We start from the raw sequence: 16,467 nt of genomic DNA, 5'->3' as shown, positions 1-16,467 counted from the left end.
AGATCGACCGGAAAATCGCCGCCGATTTCACCATTGCCCCGCCCCAAGGCATACTTGCCACCCTCCGCATTGCAGAACACTGAACCGCCCCATGCGTATCCACGTCAGCTTCATCGACCGCGTCGGCATCACCCAGGAAGTCCTGGCCCTGCTCGGCGGGCGCAATCTCAATCTGGATGCGGTGGAAATGATCCCGCCGAACGTCTACATCGACGCCCCGACGTTGAGCCCTGAGGTGCTGGAAGAACTGCGTGACGCGCTGTTCAGCGTGCACGGTGTGCAAGCGGTGAAAGTGGTCGACATCCTCCCGGGCCAGCGTCGGCACTTGCAGCTTGATGCGCTGCTCGCGGCGATGACTGACCCGGTGCTGGCCCTCGACAGTGCCGGCAAGGTGCTGCTGGCCAACCCGGCATTGATTGCGTTGTACGGTCGCGAACCGGCCGGTGAAACTGTCGCTGAGCTGTTCAGCGATCCGGGCCTGCTCGACACGTTGCTCGAAAACGGCTTCCGCCTGCCGCTGCGCGAGATCACCGTCAACGGCCAGACGCTATTACTCGACGCCACGCCGATCACTGACGCCGGCGCCCTGCTCACCCTGTATCAACCCAACCGCATCGGCGAACAGCTCTCGGCGCTGCACCACGACCACGCCGAAGGGTTCGACGCGCTGCTTGGCGAATCCCCGGCAATCCGCACCCTCAAGGCTCGCGCACAGCGCGTTGCCGCCCTTGATGCGCCGTTGCTGATCCAGGGCGAAACCGGCACCGGCAAAGAGCTGGTGGCCCGCGCCTGCCACGCCATCAGTGCGCGGCACAGCGCGCCGTTTCTCGCACTCAACTGCGCGGCCCTGCCGGAAAACCTCGCCGAAAGCGAACTGTTCGGCTACGCCCCTGGTGCCTTTACTGGCGCGGCACGCGGTGGCAAACCGGGGCTGATGGAACTGGCCAACCAGGGCACGGTGTTCCTCGACGAGATCGGCGAGATGTCGCCGTACTTGCAGGCAAAACTGCTGCGTTTCCTGAATGACGGCAGCTTCCGCCGGGTCGGCGGTGATCGCGAGGTGAAGGTCAACGTACGCATCCTCAGCGCCACCCACCGCGATCTGGAAAAAATGGTCAGCGAGGGGCTGTTTCGCGAAGACCTGTTCTATCGCCTCAACGTGCTTAACGTCGAAGTGCCGCCGCTGCGAGAGCGCGGTCAGGACATTCTGTTGCTGGCGCGTTATTTCATGCAGCAGGCGTGTGCGCAGATTCAGCGCCCGGTCTGTCGCCTCGCCCCCGGTACTTACCCGGCGCTGCTCGGCAACCGTTGGCCGGGCAATGTCCGCCAGTTGCAGAACGTGATTTTCCGCGCCGCCGCGATTTGCGAAAGCAGTCTGGTGGATATCGGCGACCTCGACATCGCCGGGACCTCGGTCGCGCGTCAGACCGACAGCGACGTCGACAGCCTCGAACAAGCGGTCGAAGCCTTCGAGAAATCGCTGCTGGAAAAACTCTACGTCAGCTACCCCTCGACCCGCCAACTGGCCAGTCGCCTGCAAACCTCGCACACGGCCATCGCCCATCGACTGCGCAAGTACGGCATCCCCAACAAACTTTAAGCCTTGCCCGCTCCCACAGGGGTAATGCTCCGGATTGTAAAATCCGCTCAAAAACGACCTGCATCTGTACTGAAAGCGCTACAGCGGAACGATATCGCTACACCCTCCTCCGATCGCCGCTGTGCAAGGCTTTGATCCCGTTAAGCTTTTTTCCTTGCCCTACGCTGTAGCGATTTCGCTACAGACGCACCATCACTCAATCAACACAAAACGTTCAAGACATTGATTTATAACGATAAATCAACATTGGCCGCGTTCTTGCTAACGAACCCTTCATCAATAAGGGCTTTACCGCCCCAGCCTTCCACCGCGTCCACCAGACGAGTCTGGCCCCCTGAGGAGTTTCCATGAGCGAGTTGCGTTTTACTGAAGATCACGAATGGCTGCGCACTGAAGCCGACGGCAGCGTCACTGTCGGCATCACGGCTTTTGCGCAGAACGCCCTGGGCGACGTGGTGTTCGTGCAACTGCCTGAGCTGCAGACTTACGAAAAAGGCGCTGAAGCCGCCACCGTGGAGTCAGTGAAAGCCGCCAGTGGCGTGTACATGCCCCTCGACGGTGAAGTCCTGGCCACCAACCCAGCGCTGGAAGACAGCCCTGAGCTGGTCAACGAAGATCCGCTGGGCGAAGGCTGGTTCTTCCGCTTCCAGCCAGCCGATGCTTCGGCCGTCGCCAAACTGCTCGATCAAGACGCCTACGACCGCCTGATCAAAGCCCAAGCCGAAGCCTGAGGACAATCGACATGACTCAAGTAAACCTTGGCACCGCCAACGAATTCATCGCCCGTCACATTGGCCCGCGCGCCGGTGACGAACAAGCCATGCTCAACAGCCTCGGCTTCGATTCGCTTGAAGCCCTGAGCGCCAGCGTCATCCCGGAAAGCATCAAGGGCACCAGCGTGCTCGGCATGGACGACGGCCTGAGCGAAGCCGACGCCCTGGCGATGATCAAATCCATCGCCGGCAAAAACCAGTTGTTCAAAACCTACATCGGCCAGGGCTACTACAACTGCCACACGCCGTCGCCGATCCTGCGTAACCTGCTGGAAAACCCGGCCTGGTACACCGCTTACACCCCATACCAGCCAGAAATTTCCCAGGGCCGTCTCGAAGCGCTGCTGAACTTCCAGACCCTGATCAGCGACCTCACCGGCCTGCCGATCGCCAACGCCTCGCTGCTCGACGAAGCCACCGCCGCTGCCGAAGCCATGACGTTCTGCAAACGCCTGAGCAAGAACAAGGGCAGCCACGCTTTCTTCGCCTCGATCCACAGCCACCCGCAAACCCTCGACGTGCTGCGCACCCGTGCCGAGCCGCTGGGCATTGACGTGGTGGTGGGCGATGAGCGTGAACTGACCGACGTCACCCCATTCTTCGGTGCGCTGCTGCAATACCCGGCCAGCAACGGTGATGTGTTCGATTACCGCGAACTGACCGAACGCTTCCACGCGGCCAACGCGTTGGTGGCCGTGGCGGCCGACCTGCTGGCCCTGACCCTGCTGACCGCTCCAGGCGAGTTCGGCGCTGACGTTGCGATCGGTTCCGCGCAACGCTTCGGCGTGCCGCTGGGCTTCGGTGGCCCGCACGCGGCTTACTTCTCGACGAAAGATGCGTACAAGCGCGACATGCCGGGCCGTCTGGTCGGTGTGTCGGTTGACCGTTTCGGCAAGCCAGCGCTGCGTCTGGCGATGCAGACCCGCGAGCAACACATCCGTCGCGAGAAGGCCACCTCCAACATCTGCACCGCGCAAGTGCTGCTGGCCAACATCGCCAGCATGTACGCCGTCTACCACGGCCCGAAAGGCCTGACCCAGATAGCCAACCGCGTGCATCACCTGACCGCGATCCTCGCCAAGGGTCTGACCGCGCTGGGCCAGAAGGTCGAGCAGGAAAGCTTCTTCGACACCCTGACTCTGGCCACTGGCGCGCTAACCGCCGCGCTGCACGACAAGGCTCACGCCCAGCAGATCAACCTGCGCGTCGTCGATGCTCAGCGTATCGGTCTGTCGGTCGACGAAACCACCACGTCGGCTGACATCGAAACCCTGTGGGGACTGTTCGCCGACGGCAAGACCCTGCCGGACTTCGCTGCTCTTGCCGCTTCGGTTCAAAGCACCATTCCTGCTGCACTGGTACGCCTGTCGCCGATCCTCAGCCACCCGGTGTTCAACCGCTATCACTCGGAAACCGAGCTGATGCGCTACCTGCGCAAACTGGCGGACAAGGACCTGGCACTGGATCGCACCATGATCCCGCTGGGCTCGTGCACCATGAAACTCAACGCCGCCAGCGAAATGATCCCGGTGACCTGGGCCGAGTTCGGCGCCCTGCACCCGTTCGCGCCAGCCGCACAAAGCGCCGGTTATCAGCAACTGACCTTTGAGCTGGAAGCGATGCTCTGCGCCGCCACCGGTTACGACTCGATCTCGCTGCAACCGAACGCCGGTTCGCAAGGTGAATACGCTGGCCTGCTGGCGATCCGCGCTTATCACCAGAGCCGTGGCGACGAGCGCCGCGACATCTGCCTGATCCCCTCGTCCGCCCACGGCACCAACCCGGCCACCGCCAACATGGCCGGCATGCGCGTGGTGGTGACCGCGTGCGATGCCCGTGGCAACGTCGATATCGAAGACTTGCGCGCCAAGGCCATCGAGCACCGCGAACACCTCGCCGCGCTGATGATCACCTACCCCTCGACCCACGGCGTGTTCGAAGAAGGCATCCGCGAAATCTGCGGGATCATTCATGACAACGGCGGTCAGGTGTACATCGACGGCGCCAACATGAACGCCATGGTCGGCCTCTGCGCGCCAGGCAAGTTCGGCGGCGACGTTTCGCACCTGAACCTGCACAAAACCTTCTGCATCCCCCACGGCGGTGGCGGCCCGGGCGTCGGCCCGATTGGCGTCAAGTCGCACCTGACGCCGTTCCTGCCGGGCCACGCCCAGATGGAGCGCAAGGAAGGCGCGGTCTGCGCAGCACCGTTCGGCAGCGCGAGCATTCTGCCGATCACCTGGATGTACATTCGCATGATGGGCGGCGCGGGTCTCAAGCGCGCTTCGCAACTGGCGATCCTCAACGCCAACTACATTTCCCGTCGCCTCGAAGAGCACTACCCAGTGCTGTACACCGGCAGCAACGGTCTGGTGGCGCACGAATGCATCCTTGATCTGCGCCCGTTGAAAGACAGCAGCGGCATCAGCGTCGATGACGTCGCCAAGCGCCTGATCGACTTCGGCTTCCACGCCCCGACCATGTCGTTCCCGGTTGCCGGCACGCTGATGATCGAGCCGACCGAAAGCGAATCCAAAGAAGAACTGGACCGCTTCTGCGACGCCATGATCCGCATCCGCGAAGAAATCCGCGCGGTGGAAAACGGCACCCTGGACAAGGACGACAACCCGCTGAAGAACGCGCCGCACACCGCAGCCGAACTGGTTGGCGAGTGGACTCACCCGTACAGCCGCGAGCAAGCGGTGTACCCGGTGGCGTCGTTGATCGAAGGCAAATACTGGCCGCCGGTCGGTCGCGTCGACAACGTGTTTGGCGACCGCAACCTGATCTGTGCCTGCCCGTCGATCGAAAGCTACGCTTAAACCTGTGTGGGGGCATTTATTTGCCCCCACTCTCAACAACACCACAGATCCAATGTGGGAGCGGGCTTGCTCGCGAATGCGGTGAATCAGTCACATTTGTATTGAATGACCCACCGAATTCGCGAGCAAGCCCGCTCCCACAGGCAATGCTACAAACCTGATATTTCGCCAATTCCTATAACAAGAAACCGGAGAACCACTCATGTCGTTAAGCGTGTTCGACCTGTTCAAGATTGGCATCGGCCCCTCCAGCTCCCACACTGTCGGCCCGATGCGCGCCGCTGCGCGCTTCGCTGAAGGGCTGCGTCGGGATAGCCTGCTGACTGCCACCGCCAGCGTGCGCGTCGAGCTGTACGGCTCGCTCGGCGCCACCGGCAAAGGCCACGGCAGTGACAAGGCCGTGTTACTCGGCCTTGAGGGTGAACACCCGGACACCGTCGACACCGAAACCGTCGCCGCCCGCCTGCAAGAAATCCGCAGCAACGCTCGCCTGAATCTGCTCGGTGAACACAGCATCGCGTTCAACGAGAAAGAACACCTGGCGATGATCCGCAAGCCGCTGGCCTATCACCCTAACGGCATGATCTTCCGAGCGTTCGACGCGGCGGGCATCCAGATCCGCAGCCGCGAGTACTACTCGGTCGGTGGGGGTTTTGTCGTCGATGAAGACGCCGCCGGTGCCGATCGCATCGTCGAAGACGCCACACCGCTGACCTTCCCGTTCAAAAGCGCCAAGGACCTGCTCGGTCATTGCAGCACCTATGGTCTGTCGATCAGCCAGGTGATGCTGACCAACGAGAGCGCCTGGCGCCCGGAAGCGCAAACCCGCGCTGGCCTGCTGAACATCTGGCAAGTGATGCAGGACTGCGTGGCGGCGGGTTGCCGCAACGAAGGGATTTTGCCCGGTGGTTTGAAGGTCAAACGGCGCGCGGCGGCGCTGCATCGGCAACTGTGCAAGAACCCGGAATCAGCGTTGCGCGATCCATTGTCAGTGCTCGACTGGGTCAACCTTTATGCGCTGGCGGTCAATGAAGAAAACGCCAATGGCGGACGCGTGGTAACGGCACCCACCAACGGTGCGGCGGGGATCATTCCGGCTGTGCTGCATTACTACATGCGCTTTATTGCCGGCGCCAATGAAGACGGTGTGGTGCGTTTTCTGCTGACCGCGGCGGCCATTGGCATTCTGTACAAGGAAAACGCTTCGATCTCAGGCGCCGAAGTCGGCTGTCAGGGCGAGGTCGGCGTGGCCTGCTCAATGGCGGCCGGCGCGTTGTGCGAAGTGCTGGGCGGCAGCGTGCAGCAAGTCGAGAACGCCGCGGAAATCGGCATGGAACACAACCTCGGCCTGACCTGCGACCCGATTGGCGGGCTGGTGCAGGTGCCGTGCATCGAGCGCAACGCCATGGGCTCGGTGAAAGCGATCAACGCAGTGCGCATGGCCATGCGTGGCGACGGACAGCATTTCGTCTCGCTCGACAAGGTCATCCGCACCATGCGCCAGACCGGCGCCGACATGAAAAGCAAATACAAGGAGACCGCCCGTGGCGGTCTGGCGGTCAACATTATCGAATGCTGATGCTTGCGCATCGGCGGCTGCACATTTTTCAGGAGTTGAAGATGTCTACCGAACAACTGTCGAAAACCCCGCTGCACGCTCTGCACATCGAACTCGGCGCACGCATGGTGCCATTCGCCGGCTACGACATGCCGGTGCAATACCCGCTGGGCGTGATGAAGGAACACCAGCACACCCGCGAGCAGGCCGGACTGTTCGACGTCTCGCACATGGGCCAGATTCGCCTGACAGGTGCCAATGCCGCCAAGGCCCTGGAAACGTTGGTGCCTGTAGACATCATCGATCTGCCAGTAGGCATGCAACGTTACGCGATGTTCACCAATGACAACGGCGGCATTCTCGATGACCTGATGGTGGCCAACCTCGGTAACGACGAGTTGTTCCTGGTGGTCAACGCCGCGTGCAAGGATCAGGATCTGGCTCACCTGCAAAAACACATCGGCGATCAGTGCACCATTACGGCGCTGTTCGAAGAACGCGCCCTGCTCGCCCTGCAAGGTCCGGCGGCCGCTACCGTGCTGGCGCGCCTTGCTCCGCAAGTGGCGCACATGACCTTTATGCAGTTCGCCCGCGTCAATCTGCTGGGTGTCGACTGCTTTGTCAGCCGTTCGGGTTACACCGGTGAAGACGGTTTCGAAATCTCGGTGCCGGCCGCCGATGCTGAAAAACTCGCCCGCGCCTTGCTGGCTGAACCGGACGTTCAGGCCATCGGCCTCGGCGCTCGTGATTCGCTACGCCTGGAAGCCGGCCTGTGCCTGTACGGCCACGACATGAACACCCAAACCACACCCATTGAAGCCAGCCTGCTGTGGGCGATCTCCAAGCCACGTCGCGCCGATGGCGCGCGGGCCGGCGGTTTCCCGGGGGCATCGAACGTTTTCGCACAGCAACACAATGGCGTCGCCCGCAAGCGCGTCGGATTGCTGCCGCAGGAACGCATCCCGGTGCGTGAAGGCGCAGAAATCGTCAATGAGGCGGGCGACATCATCGGCAGCGTCTGCAGTGGCGGCTTTGGTCCGACGTTGGGTGGGCCGTTGGCGATGGGTTACCTCGACAGCGCGTATGTCACGCTTGAGACACCGGTTTGGGCCATTGTTCGTGGGAAAAAGGTGCAAATGCTTGTAAGCAAAATGCCATTTGTTCCACAACGCTACTATCGCGGCTGATTGACTGTTTCTATAAGTAACGCGATTGCGTTATGCGTGCACTAATGTGTAACGCAATCGCCATAAAACAGTGCACCATCTATCAATCGATTCGAATATGAACGTTGCTTATAACGTTCGAAAACAACTGAACAAGCCCATCATCTAAGCCTGTACTAACCAACCGATTAAGTTCCTGCAGGCTCAGCAAAACCGGGCACTTCACAGGGCTTGTTTTTTCTCCCGAAGTTGGCGTAGAGTTTCCCCACTGTGTTTGCATGGGTCAGCTTGGAATCGTGACCTGGGCAGTAGCCTACAAGTTAGCTACATCCCGTTCGACGTCTTCTTACTCTCCTGCAACCAGCCCCAGTACTCTTTCATGAGAAGGAGACTGTCATTAATTTTTTGCGTCAAAGGAAATAAGAAATGTCCACACGTCAGAGCGGTACCGTCAAGTGGTTTAACGACGAGAAAGGTTTTGGTTTTATCACTCCAGAAAGCGGTCCGGATCTGTTCGTGCATTTCCGTGCCATTCAGGGCAACGGCTTCAAAAGCCTGAAAGAAGGCCAGAAAGTGACTTTCGTTGCTGTGCAGGGCCAGAAAGGCATGCAGGCTGACGAAGTACAAGCAGAAGCCTGATCTTCTGTAACGAAAAAGCCCCTGATATTGATATCAGGGGCTTTTTTGTGTGCGCGAATCCGTAAAATGGCGCTTCCATTTGCGTCCAGAGGCTGCCATGTCGAAACATCTGCTCACTCCCCAGGGCGACTTTCCTGCCGTTGGCCTTGGCCGTCGACTGGCAGCGATGTTCTATGACTTCCTGCTGTGTACTGCCTTGCTGATCGTCACCGGATTCGTTTACAAGCTGATCCAGGCGGCAATCATCGGTGAAGAACGCCTGCGCGTGCTGACCGACGCCGGGAAAATGGATGGCGATCCGCTTTACTCTACGGTACTGCTGCTGGTGCTGTTCGCGTTCTTCGCCAAGTTCTGGACCTACGGCGGGCAGACGCTGGGTATGCAAGTGTGGGGGATTCGTGTGCAGAACGCCGACGGCAGCGCGATCAGCCTGTGGCAGGCGCTGCTGCGCTTCATGGTGTCGATCGCTTCGTGGCTGTGCGTGGGGCTTGGGTTCTTCTGGTCGCTGTACGACAAGCAGAAGCGCACCTGGCACGACATCTATTCCGATACCCGCATCGTCCGGATCCCCAAGAAGCACAAATAATTTCCAAAGACCGAAAACCAAAGTGGGAGCGGGCTTGCTCACGAAAGCGGTGCATCAGTCTCTATCTGAGTCGACTGAGGTACCGCATTCGCGAACAAGCCCGCTCCCACTGGTTTTTGTGCGTGGCAGAAAGATCTCAGGCGTTACCCGCCAGCTTCATCCGCGCTGCCTGGGTGAAATCCAGCATGCGTTTGAGTGGCCGAATCGCCTGCGGAATCAGCGCCGGATCAACAAAGATCTCGTTCGTCCCTTCCTTCAAGCTCCTGAGCGTGCGCTCAAGGGTGTTCATGGCCATCCAAGGGCAATGTGCGCAACTGCGGCACGCTGCGCCGTTACCGGCCGTTGGCGCCTCAATGAAGACCTTGTCCGGGCATAGCTGCTGCATCTTATAGAAGATACCCCGGTCGGTGGCGACGATCAGCGTCTTGTTCGGCAGGCTCTGCGCGGCAGCAATTAACTGGCTGGTAGAGCCAACGGCGTCTGCCAGCTCGATCACCGACGTCGGCGATTCCGGGTGCACCAGAATGGCTGCGTCCGGGTACAACGCCTTCATGTCTTCGAGCTGCTTGGACTTGAACTCTTCGTGAACGATGCAGGCACCGTCCCACAGCAGCATGTCGGCGCCGGTCTTGCGCTGGATGTAGGTGCCCAGGTGCTTGTCCGGCCCCCAAATGATGGTCTCGCCGTTGTCCATCAGGCTTTCGACGATCTCCAGCGCGCAACTCGACGTCACGACCCAGTCAGCCCGAGCCTTAACGGCGGCGGAGGTGTTGGCATAAACCACCACCGTGCGCTCCGGATGTTGATCGCAGAACGCCGAAAACTCGTCGACCGGGCAACCCAGATCCAGCGAACACGTCGCGTCCAGGGTTGGCATCAGCACACGTTTTTCAGGATTGAGAATCTTCGCGGTCTCGCCCATGAACTTCACACCGGCGACTACTACAGTCTTGGCCGGGTGGGCGTTGCCGAAGCGAGCCATCTCCAGGGAGTCGGACACACAGCCGCCGGTTTCTTCGGCCAGGGCCTGAATCACCGGATCGCAATAAAAGTGGGCCACCAGCACCGCGTCCTGAGCCTTGAGCTCGGCGGCAATGGCGGAACGGTAGTAGGCCTCTTCCTCGGCAGTCAGCGGTTTGGGCTGTTTGGCATCGAGGTGGGCTTGAACCAGAAGGCGTTCGGAAATCTGCGTCATGTTCGCAAGACCTGCAGGCGCTTTCGCGCGAAAGTCGAGTATACACCCGGCTCCGGACCGCTTGAGGGTACCGCCGGGAGAGTGAGTAGTATCAGGCACGGACAACGTTGAAGCTGCGCAAGGCTACAGAATATCCGGAGGATACAAAAGATGATTCTGACCTGTGTCAGAACTGTGGACAGTGAAGGAACATGTGCCCGAATTGCAGGCAAAAAAAAACCCGGAAATCCTCACTTTCGTGGGCCTTCCGGATTTTCTAAACCGCCAAATATGGTGGGTCGTGTGGGATTCGAACCTACGACCAATTGGTTAAAAGCCAACTGCTCTACCAACTGAGCTAACGACCCGCTGTGTGGTGGCGCGTATAATACTGATTTTTAAGGACTATTCAACACCTTTTTTAAAATAATCAAAAATAAGGTGTTGGATCGCTCACGCCAGCCGCTGCAAAGCCTTCCGCACGCAGGCGGCAGCTGTCGCATTTGCCGCAGGCACGGCCGTCATCATCGGCCTGATAGCAGGAAACAGTCAGCCCATAATCAACGCCCAGCTTCACGCCCGCCTGGACGATCTGCGCCTTGCTCAGATTCTGCAGCGGTGCCTGAATGCGGAAGCCGTTGCCTTCAACGCCGGCTTTAGTCGCCAGATTGGCCATGCGCTCGAACGATTCAATGAACTCGGGACGGCAATCCGGGTAGCCGGAGTAATCCACCGCGTTGACGCCAATAAAAATGTCTCGCGCGCCAAGCACTTCTGCCCAACCCAAAGCGAGCGACAGGAAAACGGTATTGCGCGCCGGCACGTACGTAACCGGAATGCCCTCGCCCAGCGCCTCTGGAATGTCGATGCTGGTGTCGGTCAGGGCCGAACCGCCCATGCCGTTGAAGTTCAGGCCTATCACCTTGTGTTCGACCACACCCAGGTCGCGAGCGACACGCGCCGCAGCGTGCAATTCTACGTGCGAGCGCTGGCCGTAATCAAAACTCATGGTGTAGCAGCTGTAGCCTTCGGCCCTGGCCATGGCCACGACGGTCGCCGAGTCCAGGCCGCCGGACAGCAGGATGACCGCACGCTTTTCGGTGGTGTTCAGTTGCTCAGTCATATCAGCGCCCCGGCTCGTCATTCCAAAGATATTTATGCAGCTGCAATTGCAGGCGCACAGGCAGGTTGTCCGCCACCACCCAGTCCGCCAGATCCCGAGCATTCAGATCATGGTGACTTGGTGAAAACAAGACTTCGCCAGCGCGTCGATCAAGACCGTACTGGATCAGCTTGGATACCGCCCAGTCGTAATCTTCCCGCGAACAGATGACAAACTTCACCTGATCGTTGGGAGTCAGCCGTTCGATGTTCTCGTAAAGATTGCGATGAACTTCTTTCGAACCTGGGGTTTTCAGATCGACCACACGACTGACGCGCGGGTCCACTGCCGAGATATCTAAGGCACCACTGGTTTCCAGCGAGACCTCGTAACCGGCATCACATAACTGTTTAAGCAAAGGAATGGCATTCGGCTGCGCCAAAGGCTCACCGCCCGTGACACAGACATAGCGCGGACGATAGCCGGCTACTTGCTCGAGGATATCGTCGAGGGTGCGAATCGTACCACCCGTGAACGCATAGGCGCTGTCGCAGTACTGGCAACGCAAGGGGCAACCGGTCAGGCGCACAAAAACGGTGGGCAGCCCGGCAGTCCGCGTTTCCCCCTGCAACGAGTAGAAAACTTCGGTAATTCTCAATGTGTCTTGCATAGTCGCCACGGGCGTAACAGCTAAACAGGCTGTCCGCCTCCGTCAGGCACTTCAGGCAGCCTCGCCAACGCGCAGGCCTCAAGAAGCGTGTTTCAGAAAAAGGGCGTGAATTCTAACGAAAAAACCCGCGACAGGCGCGGGTTTCTTCAAAACAGTCAAACAGGCTTACATGCGCTGCAGATCGCGTTGAGCCAACTGAGCGGCGGATGTGCCCGGATATTGGGCAACCACCTGCTGCAGAATGCCTTTCACCTTGTCGGTATGACCGAGGCGGCGCTCTACATCAGCCAGCTTGTACAGCGAGTCCGGCACTTTGGCGTGCTTGGGATATAGCTGCGAAACCTTGGCGAAAGCCTGACCCGCACCTTGCAGATCGCCCTTTGCCAGGTTTACCTCACCCAACCAGTACTGGGCATTGCCCGCGTATTGGCTGTTCGGGTATTTGCGCAGGAACGCGGCAAAAGCCTGGCTGGCCTTGTCGAAATCCTTGGCTTTGATCAGGTCGAAAGCGGCATCGTAATAGAGCTTTTCCTTGGCCGGATCAGCCGGTTCGCTACTTGCAGCAGGCGCTTGGGCAGCCGCACCGGCAGCAGCACTTGCGTCGCCACCGGCAGAAGAATTCTCAGGAGTCGCGGCAGGTGCAGCACCGGATCCTATGCGCCGATCAAGATCCTGGTATCGCTCCAGGGATTCTTGTTTCATGCGCGCAACCTGATTTTGCAGTTCTTCAATCACACCTTGCTGGCGCGATATCTGATCCTGCATTTGTTGCAGTTGATTGAACAGCATGCCTTGTGCCGAGGTAGGGGCCGAAGCCGCTCCCCCGGCATAGGCGCCGTTCGTACCGTAACCCGCAGGCGGATAACTACTCCCGCTATTGTTATAACCGGAGTTGTCATCGACCACAGGAACCGCAGCCCACGCCGCAAGCGGCAGGAGGCTGAGAGCCAGAACAGTTACAGCACGACGGCACGTTCGCATATCGAATTACTTACGCAGTTCGACGCGACGGTTTTGAGCCCAGGACTGCTCGTCGTTGCCGGTAGCAACTGGACGCTCTTCGCCGTAGGAAACCAGTTCCAGCTGAGCTGGGGAAACACCTTGCAGTACCAGGTAGCGCTGAACGGCTTTCGCACGACGCTCGCCCAGTGCCATGTTGTACTCACGAGTACCACGTTCGTCGGTGTTGCCTTCCAGAACAACGCGAGCGCCGTTTGCTTTCAGGTCTTTGGCGTGAACATCCAGAGCGCGCATGGCTTCTGGCTTCAGGTCCGAGCTGTCGTATTCGAAGTAGAAGGTGGTGATTGCGCGCAGAGCAGCTTCTTCGCTCAGGGAGCCGTCAACGGCACCAGTGTTTGCGCCGTAACCAGCGTTTGGATCAACAGCGCCTTCACCGGCGTTGTCGCCGCCTTTGGACGAGCAACCTACAGCTACAGCCATGGCCAGAGCCAGCGCAGCAAATTTACCAAACTTCAGCATTTCCATCGTGAAACTCCTAATGAACCCCAGTGTGTTAAGTAAAACGTGTAGCGCCCGCTCACTTCAGGTAAGGGGACCAGGACGGTTCTCTGACTTCGCCTTGAGCGGTAGGAAGCGGGAGCCTAACGCGTCCATTAATGGACACGAGCATCAAGACTCCCCGGCCCTGCTGGCGGGTGGCGTAGATTACCATGGTGCCGTTGGGCGCAACAGTGGGTGACTCGTCCAGAGTGCTATCAGTGAGGATCTTTACACTGCCGCGCTGCAAATCCTGGGCCGCCACCTTGAAATTGGTGAAACCGTCCTGGCGATGGATCATCACCAGGGTCTTTTCATCAGCCGAAAGCTTCGGGTTGGCATTGTAGTTGCCAATGAAGGTCACACGCTCAGCACCACCACCGCTTACGCTGGTTTTGTAGATCTGCGGCTTGCCGCCACGGTCGGAGGTGAAGTAGATGGTCGAGCCATCTTTGCCCCAGAACGGTTCGGTATTGATGCCCGGACCTGCGGTTACACGGGTGATCTGACGCGATGCAAGGTTCATCACGTAAATATCCGGGTTACCGTCTTTGGACAGCACGAATGCCAGGCGATCGCCATTCGGCGACCAGGCTGGCGCGCCGTTCAGGCCTTCGAAGTTGGTGATCTGCTCACGGCGACCGGTGTCGATGTTCTGCATGAAGATGCGCGGACGCTTCTGCTCGAACGACACGTAGGCGATGCGTTTGCCATCCGGAGCGAAACGCGGCGACAGGATCGGTTCACGCGATTGCAGCAGAGTCACGGCGCGGGCACCATCGTAGTCCGAACGCTGCAGGGTGTAGCGAGTGTTCTTCTCGGAGAAGCGCTCCGCCGTCACGTAAAGCAGACGGGTCGAAAACGCACCCGGAATACCGGTGAGCTTTTCGAACGACTGGTCAGCGATGAAGTGCGCCATGTCGCGCAGTTGCTCGGTGGTACCGGAAACACTGCCGTCAGCCACTTTCTGTTCGGTGGCAACGTTGAACAGTGCCCACTGGACCTGCAGGCGACCGCCTGCTGGAGCGATGCTGCCGACCATCATGTATTGCGCACCTACCGCCTTCCAGTCACGGAAGATGATTTCGCTCGGCTGGCTTGGCTGACTGATCATGTTTTGCTTGGGAATCGGCGAGTAGTAGCCCGAGTTCCGCAAATCGTTACCAATGATTTCAGCTATGTCGTCCGGCAGAACAGCACCGCCCTGGAAACCGAACGGTACAACAGCGATCGGGGTGGCCCGATCACTACCGCTGGTGACCAGAATGTTCTTTTCCTCAGCCATCGCGATCCCTGCCATGCAGCAGATCACGACCAGCATTCCTCGAAGAAGGTTTCTCACAAGGCTAGATCCTCAGGTGTGAATGTCATCTTGAATGAACGATACGGAGCGAAATCGCTCGGCTTCATTCCCTGCATTTCTGTCAAACGTCCAATATTCTTCACTGCCGCCACTGCCGAAGCATCGAACGGACCATCGCCACTGGACTTGGACACGTTGACCGTAGTCACCGTGCCGTCCGGCAACATGCCGATTTGCAGCACGACCGTCATGCCTTTGCGCGCTGAAGGTGGACGTGCCCACCCCTCTGCGGCTCGCGCACGAATCAAGTCATCGAAACTGCCCGCGACTTCGTCACCCTGCTCATCAGCCAAGGCCTGCTGGCGCTGCGGCGTGTCGGAAAGCAAATCTGCCAGGGCCTGAGCCTTTTTCTCTTCGGCGGATTTACGTGCCGCTTCCTGCGATTTCTTCTTCGCAGCATCGGCAGCAGCTTTCTTCTTCGCGTCGTCGGCGATTTTCTTCTTCGCCTCTTCAGCTTCAGCTTTCTTCTTGGCGTCTTCGGCGGCTTTCTTCTTCGCGTCTTCGACGATCTTCTTCTTGGCTTGTTCAGCGGCCGCTTTCTTGGCCTCTTCTTCAGCAGCCTTTTTCGCTTCTTCTTCGGCTTTCTTCTTGGCTATATCAGCCAATTGTTTCTCTTCTGCCTTCTTGGCTTCGGCGGTCTTCTTCGCTTCATCGGCTTTCTTGGCTTCATCAGCCTTTTTCGCCTCGTCCGCTTTTTTGGACTCGTCGGCCTTCTTGGCTTCCTCGGCCTTTTGAGCCGCTTCTTCTTTCTTTTGTTCCGCAGCTTTCACCGCTTCCTGCTCGACCTTTTTCTGCTCCATCTGTTCGACTTCGGTCTGACGTGCGGCGGACTTCTTCGCCTCACCCGCAATCTTCTGATTGGTCTGGGTGGTTGCCTGACTTTTCGATTTCAGCTGGTACAGGGTCGCCTGGACAATCGGCTTGGCCGGAGGCAGTTCCGGTGTGAAGGCAAAACTGACAAACAGCATGCCGAACACCAGCACGTGCAAGACAATCGCCCAGACACTAGGCCAGAAGAAGCTCTCCGAGGCGGACGGCTCTCTCTGTTGCCGCATCAGGGGGCCTCGGTAATCAAACCAACATTACCGACCCCGGCTTTCTGCAACCCGCCCATGGCACCCATGACGGCACCATAGTCAACGGTTTTGTCGCCACGGATAAAGACCTGAGTACGCTTGCCGCCTTCGTTGCCGGCACGAATGATCTTGGTCACCGCATCGGTCATTTGCGGCAGGGTCATGGCCCTGTCCTGTTGCTTCTCGGTGTCGACTTCACTGCCAAGGTTCCAGTAGTAGGTCTTGTCAGCCTTGATCGAAATGGTCAGGACCTGGGTGTTGTTGTCCTGCGGCAAGGCTTCGCTGGAAACCTTGGGCAGATCAACTTTCACGCCCTGATTGAGCATCGGCGCGGTCACCATGAAGATGACCAGCAGCACCAACATCACGTCGATGTAGGGCACTACGTTCATCTCGGCAACCGGCTTGCGCTTTTTGCGAGCTCGAGCGATTAAAGCCATT

At 59.0% G+C, this 16,467-nt stretch carries 15 protein-coding genes and 1 tRNA gene; 7 read left to right on the top strand and 9 right to left on the bottom strand.

Annotation, left to right across the window (positions count from 1 at the left end; translation table 11 throughout):
• Positions 1 to 91 precede the first annotated feature (91 nt).
• The 7 genes from AACY50_RS11940 (at position 92) to AACY50_RS11910 (ending at position 9,144) form a co-directional block, all read left to right on the top strand.
• On the top strand, positions 92 to 1,600 hold the full coding sequence (locus AACY50_RS11940; protein ID WP_339430966.1) for a sigma-54-dependent transcriptional regulator: 1,509 nt from the start codon (positions 92 to 94) through the stop codon (positions 1,598 to 1,600).
• 347 nt (positions 1,601 to 1,947) lie between these two features.
• Positions 1,948 to 2,331, top strand: coding sequence for a glycine cleavage system protein GcvH (gcvH, locus tag AACY50_RS11935; RefSeq protein WP_339430967.1), 384 nt, complete (start codon positions 1,948 to 1,950; stop codon positions 2,329 to 2,331).
• Between the two features lie 11 nt (positions 2,332 to 2,342).
• Complete coding sequence (gcvP, locus tag AACY50_RS11930; protein WP_339430968.1) at positions 2,343 to 5,195, top strand: aminomethyl-transferring glycine dehydrogenase; 2,853 nt, start codon at positions 2,343 to 2,345, stop codon at positions 5,193 to 5,195.
• Between the two features lie 202 nt (positions 5,196 to 5,397).
• Positions 5,398 to 6,774, top strand: coding sequence for an L-serine ammonia-lyase (locus AACY50_RS11925; protein ID WP_339538599.1), 1,377 nt, complete (start codon positions 5,398 to 5,400; stop codon positions 6,772 to 6,774).
• A gap of 41 nt (positions 6,775 to 6,815) precedes the next feature.
• Positions 6,816 to 7,940 (top strand): glycine cleavage system aminomethyltransferase GcvT, encoded by a 1,125-nt coding sequence (gcvT, locus tag AACY50_RS11920; protein WP_339538598.1) that lies wholly within the window; start codon positions 6,816 to 6,818, stop codon positions 7,938 to 7,940.
• A gap of 405 nt (positions 7,941 to 8,345) precedes the next feature.
• A complete protein-coding gene (locus tag AACY50_RS11915; RefSeq protein WP_003227496.1) occupies positions 8,346 to 8,558 on the top strand; it encodes a cold-shock protein in 213 nt (70 codons plus the stop codon).
• 97 nt (positions 8,559 to 8,655) lie between these two features.
• Entirely contained in the window at positions 8,656 to 9,144 is a 489-nt protein-coding gene (locus AACY50_RS11910; protein WP_339430971.1) for an RDD family protein, read from the top strand.
• Positions 9,145 to 9,280: 136 nt separating this feature from the next.
• On the opposite strand, the gene nadA is transcribed toward AACY50_RS11910, so the two are convergent.
• The 9 genes from nadA to tolR form a co-directional block, all read right to left on the bottom strand.
• Positions 9,281 to 10,339, bottom strand: a complete 1,059-nt coding sequence (gene nadA / locus AACY50_RS11905) for a quinolinate synthase NadA (RefSeq protein ID WP_201228252.1) — start codon at positions 10,337 to 10,339, stop codon at positions 9,281 to 9,283.
• 271 nt (positions 10,340 to 10,610) lie between these two features.
• A tRNA-Lys gene (locus AACY50_RS11900) sits at positions 10,611 to 10,686 on the bottom strand.
• Between the two features lie 62 nt (positions 10,687 to 10,748).
• Positions 10,749 to 11,441, bottom strand: a complete 693-nt coding sequence (gene queC, locus AACY50_RS11895) for a 7-cyano-7-deazaguanine synthase QueC (protein ID WP_339538597.1) — start codon at positions 11,439 to 11,441, stop codon at positions 10,749 to 10,751.
• 1 nt (position 11,442) lies between these two features.
• Positions 11,443 to 12,090, bottom strand: coding sequence for a 7-carboxy-7-deazaguanine synthase QueE (queE, locus tag AACY50_RS11890; RefSeq protein WP_339430973.1), 648 nt, complete (start codon positions 12,088 to 12,090; stop codon positions 11,443 to 11,445).
• Between the two features lie 165 nt (positions 12,091 to 12,255).
• Positions 12,256 to 13,071: a tol-pal system protein YbgF gene (gene ybgF / locus AACY50_RS11885; RefSeq protein WP_339495182.1), complete on the bottom strand. Its 816-nt coding sequence runs from the start codon at positions 13,069 to 13,071 to the stop codon at positions 12,256 to 12,258.
• A 6-nt stretch (positions 13,072 to 13,077) separates the two neighbouring features.
• Positions 13,078 to 13,575 carry a peptidoglycan-associated lipoprotein Pal gene (pal, locus tag AACY50_RS11880; RefSeq protein WP_003178634.1) on the bottom strand — a complete coding sequence of 166 codons (498 nt, stop codon included), beginning with the start codon at positions 13,573 to 13,575 and terminating at the stop codon, positions 13,078 to 13,080.
• 52 nt (positions 13,576 to 13,627) lie between these two features.
• Positions 13,628 to 14,908: a Tol-Pal system beta propeller repeat protein TolB gene (tolB, locus tag AACY50_RS11875; protein WP_339431015.1), complete on the bottom strand. Its 1,281-nt coding sequence runs from the start codon at positions 14,906 to 14,908 to the stop codon at positions 13,628 to 13,630.
• Positions 14,909 to 14,925: 17 nt separating this feature from the next.
• Positions 14,926 to 16,005 carry a cell envelope integrity protein TolA gene (gene tolA / locus AACY50_RS11870; RefSeq protein WP_221730688.1) on the bottom strand — a complete coding sequence of 360 codons (1,080 nt, stop codon included), beginning with the start codon at positions 16,003 to 16,005 and terminating at the stop codon, positions 14,926 to 14,928.
• The gene (tolR, locus tag AACY50_RS11865; RefSeq protein ID WP_221730777.1) at positions 16,005 to 16,457 is read right to left on the bottom strand and encodes a protein TolR; all 453 of its coding nucleotides are present in this window, start codon (positions 16,455 to 16,457) and stop codon (positions 16,005 to 16,007) included. Before tolR ends, tolA begins: the two co-directional genes overlap by 1 nt.
• Positions 16,458 to 16,467: the final 10 nt, after the last annotated feature.

It is taken from the genome of Pseudomonas sp. RA_15y_Pfl2_54 (genome assembly GCF_963971015.1).
Lineage (GTDB): Bacteria > Pseudomonadota > Gammaproteobacteria > Pseudomonadales > Pseudomonadaceae > Aquipseudomonas > Aquipseudomonas baetica_A.
This window is presented reverse-complemented; position numbering and strand designations above follow the sequence as displayed.

What these genes read in the sequence shown, in the direction of transcription:
- AACY50_RS11940 (WP_339430966.1), top strand. Translation starts at nt 92, where the DNA reads ATGCGTATCCACGTCAGCTTCATCGACCGCGTCGGCATCACCCAGGAA.
- gcvH (WP_339430967.1), top strand. Translation starts at nt 1,948, where the DNA reads ATGAGCGAGTTGCGTTTTACTGAAGATCACGAATGGCTGCGCACTGAA.
- gcvP (WP_339430968.1), top strand. Translation starts at nt 2,343, where the DNA reads ATGACTCAAGTAAACCTTGGCACCGCCAACGAATTCATCGCCCGTCAC.
- AACY50_RS11925 (WP_339538599.1), top strand. Translation starts at nt 5,398, where the DNA reads ATGTCGTTAAGCGTGTTCGACCTGTTCAAGATTGGCATCGGCCCCTCC.
- gcvT (WP_339538598.1), top strand. Translation starts at nt 6,816, where the DNA reads ATGTCTACCGAACAACTGTCGAAAACCCCGCTGCACGCTCTGCACATC.
- AACY50_RS11915 (WP_003227496.1), top strand. Translation starts at nt 8,346, where the DNA reads ATGTCCACACGTCAGAGCGGTACCGTCAAGTGGTTTAACGACGAGAAA.
- AACY50_RS11910 (WP_339430971.1), top strand. Translation starts at nt 8,656, where the DNA reads ATGTCGAAACATCTGCTCACTCCCCAGGGCGACTTTCCTGCCGTTGGC.
- nadA (WP_201228252.1), bottom strand. Translation starts at nt 10,339, where the DNA reads ATGACGCAGATTTCCGAACGCCTTCTGGTTCAAGCCCACCTCGATGCC.
- queC (WP_339538597.1), bottom strand. Translation starts at nt 11,441, where the DNA reads ATGACTGAGCAACTGAACACCACCGAAAAGCGTGCGGTCATCCTGCTG.
- queE (WP_339430973.1), bottom strand. Translation starts at nt 12,090, where the DNA reads ATGCAAGACACATTGAGAATTACCGAAGTTTTCTACTCGTTGCAGGGG.
- ybgF (WP_339495182.1), bottom strand. Translation starts at nt 13,071, where the DNA reads ATGCGAACGTGCCGTCGTGCTGTAACTGTTCTGGCTCTCAGCCTCCTG.
- pal (WP_003178634.1), bottom strand. Translation starts at nt 13,575, where the DNA reads ATGGAAATGCTGAAGTTTGGTAAATTTGCTGCGCTGGCTCTGGCCATG.
- tolB (WP_339431015.1), bottom strand. Translation starts at nt 14,908, where the DNA reads ATGCTGGTCGTGATCTGCTGCATGGCAGGGATCGCGATGGCTGAGGAA.
- tolA (WP_221730688.1), bottom strand. Translation starts at nt 16,005, where the DNA reads ATGCGGCAACAGAGAGAGCCGTCCGCCTCGGAGAGCTTCTTCTGGCCT.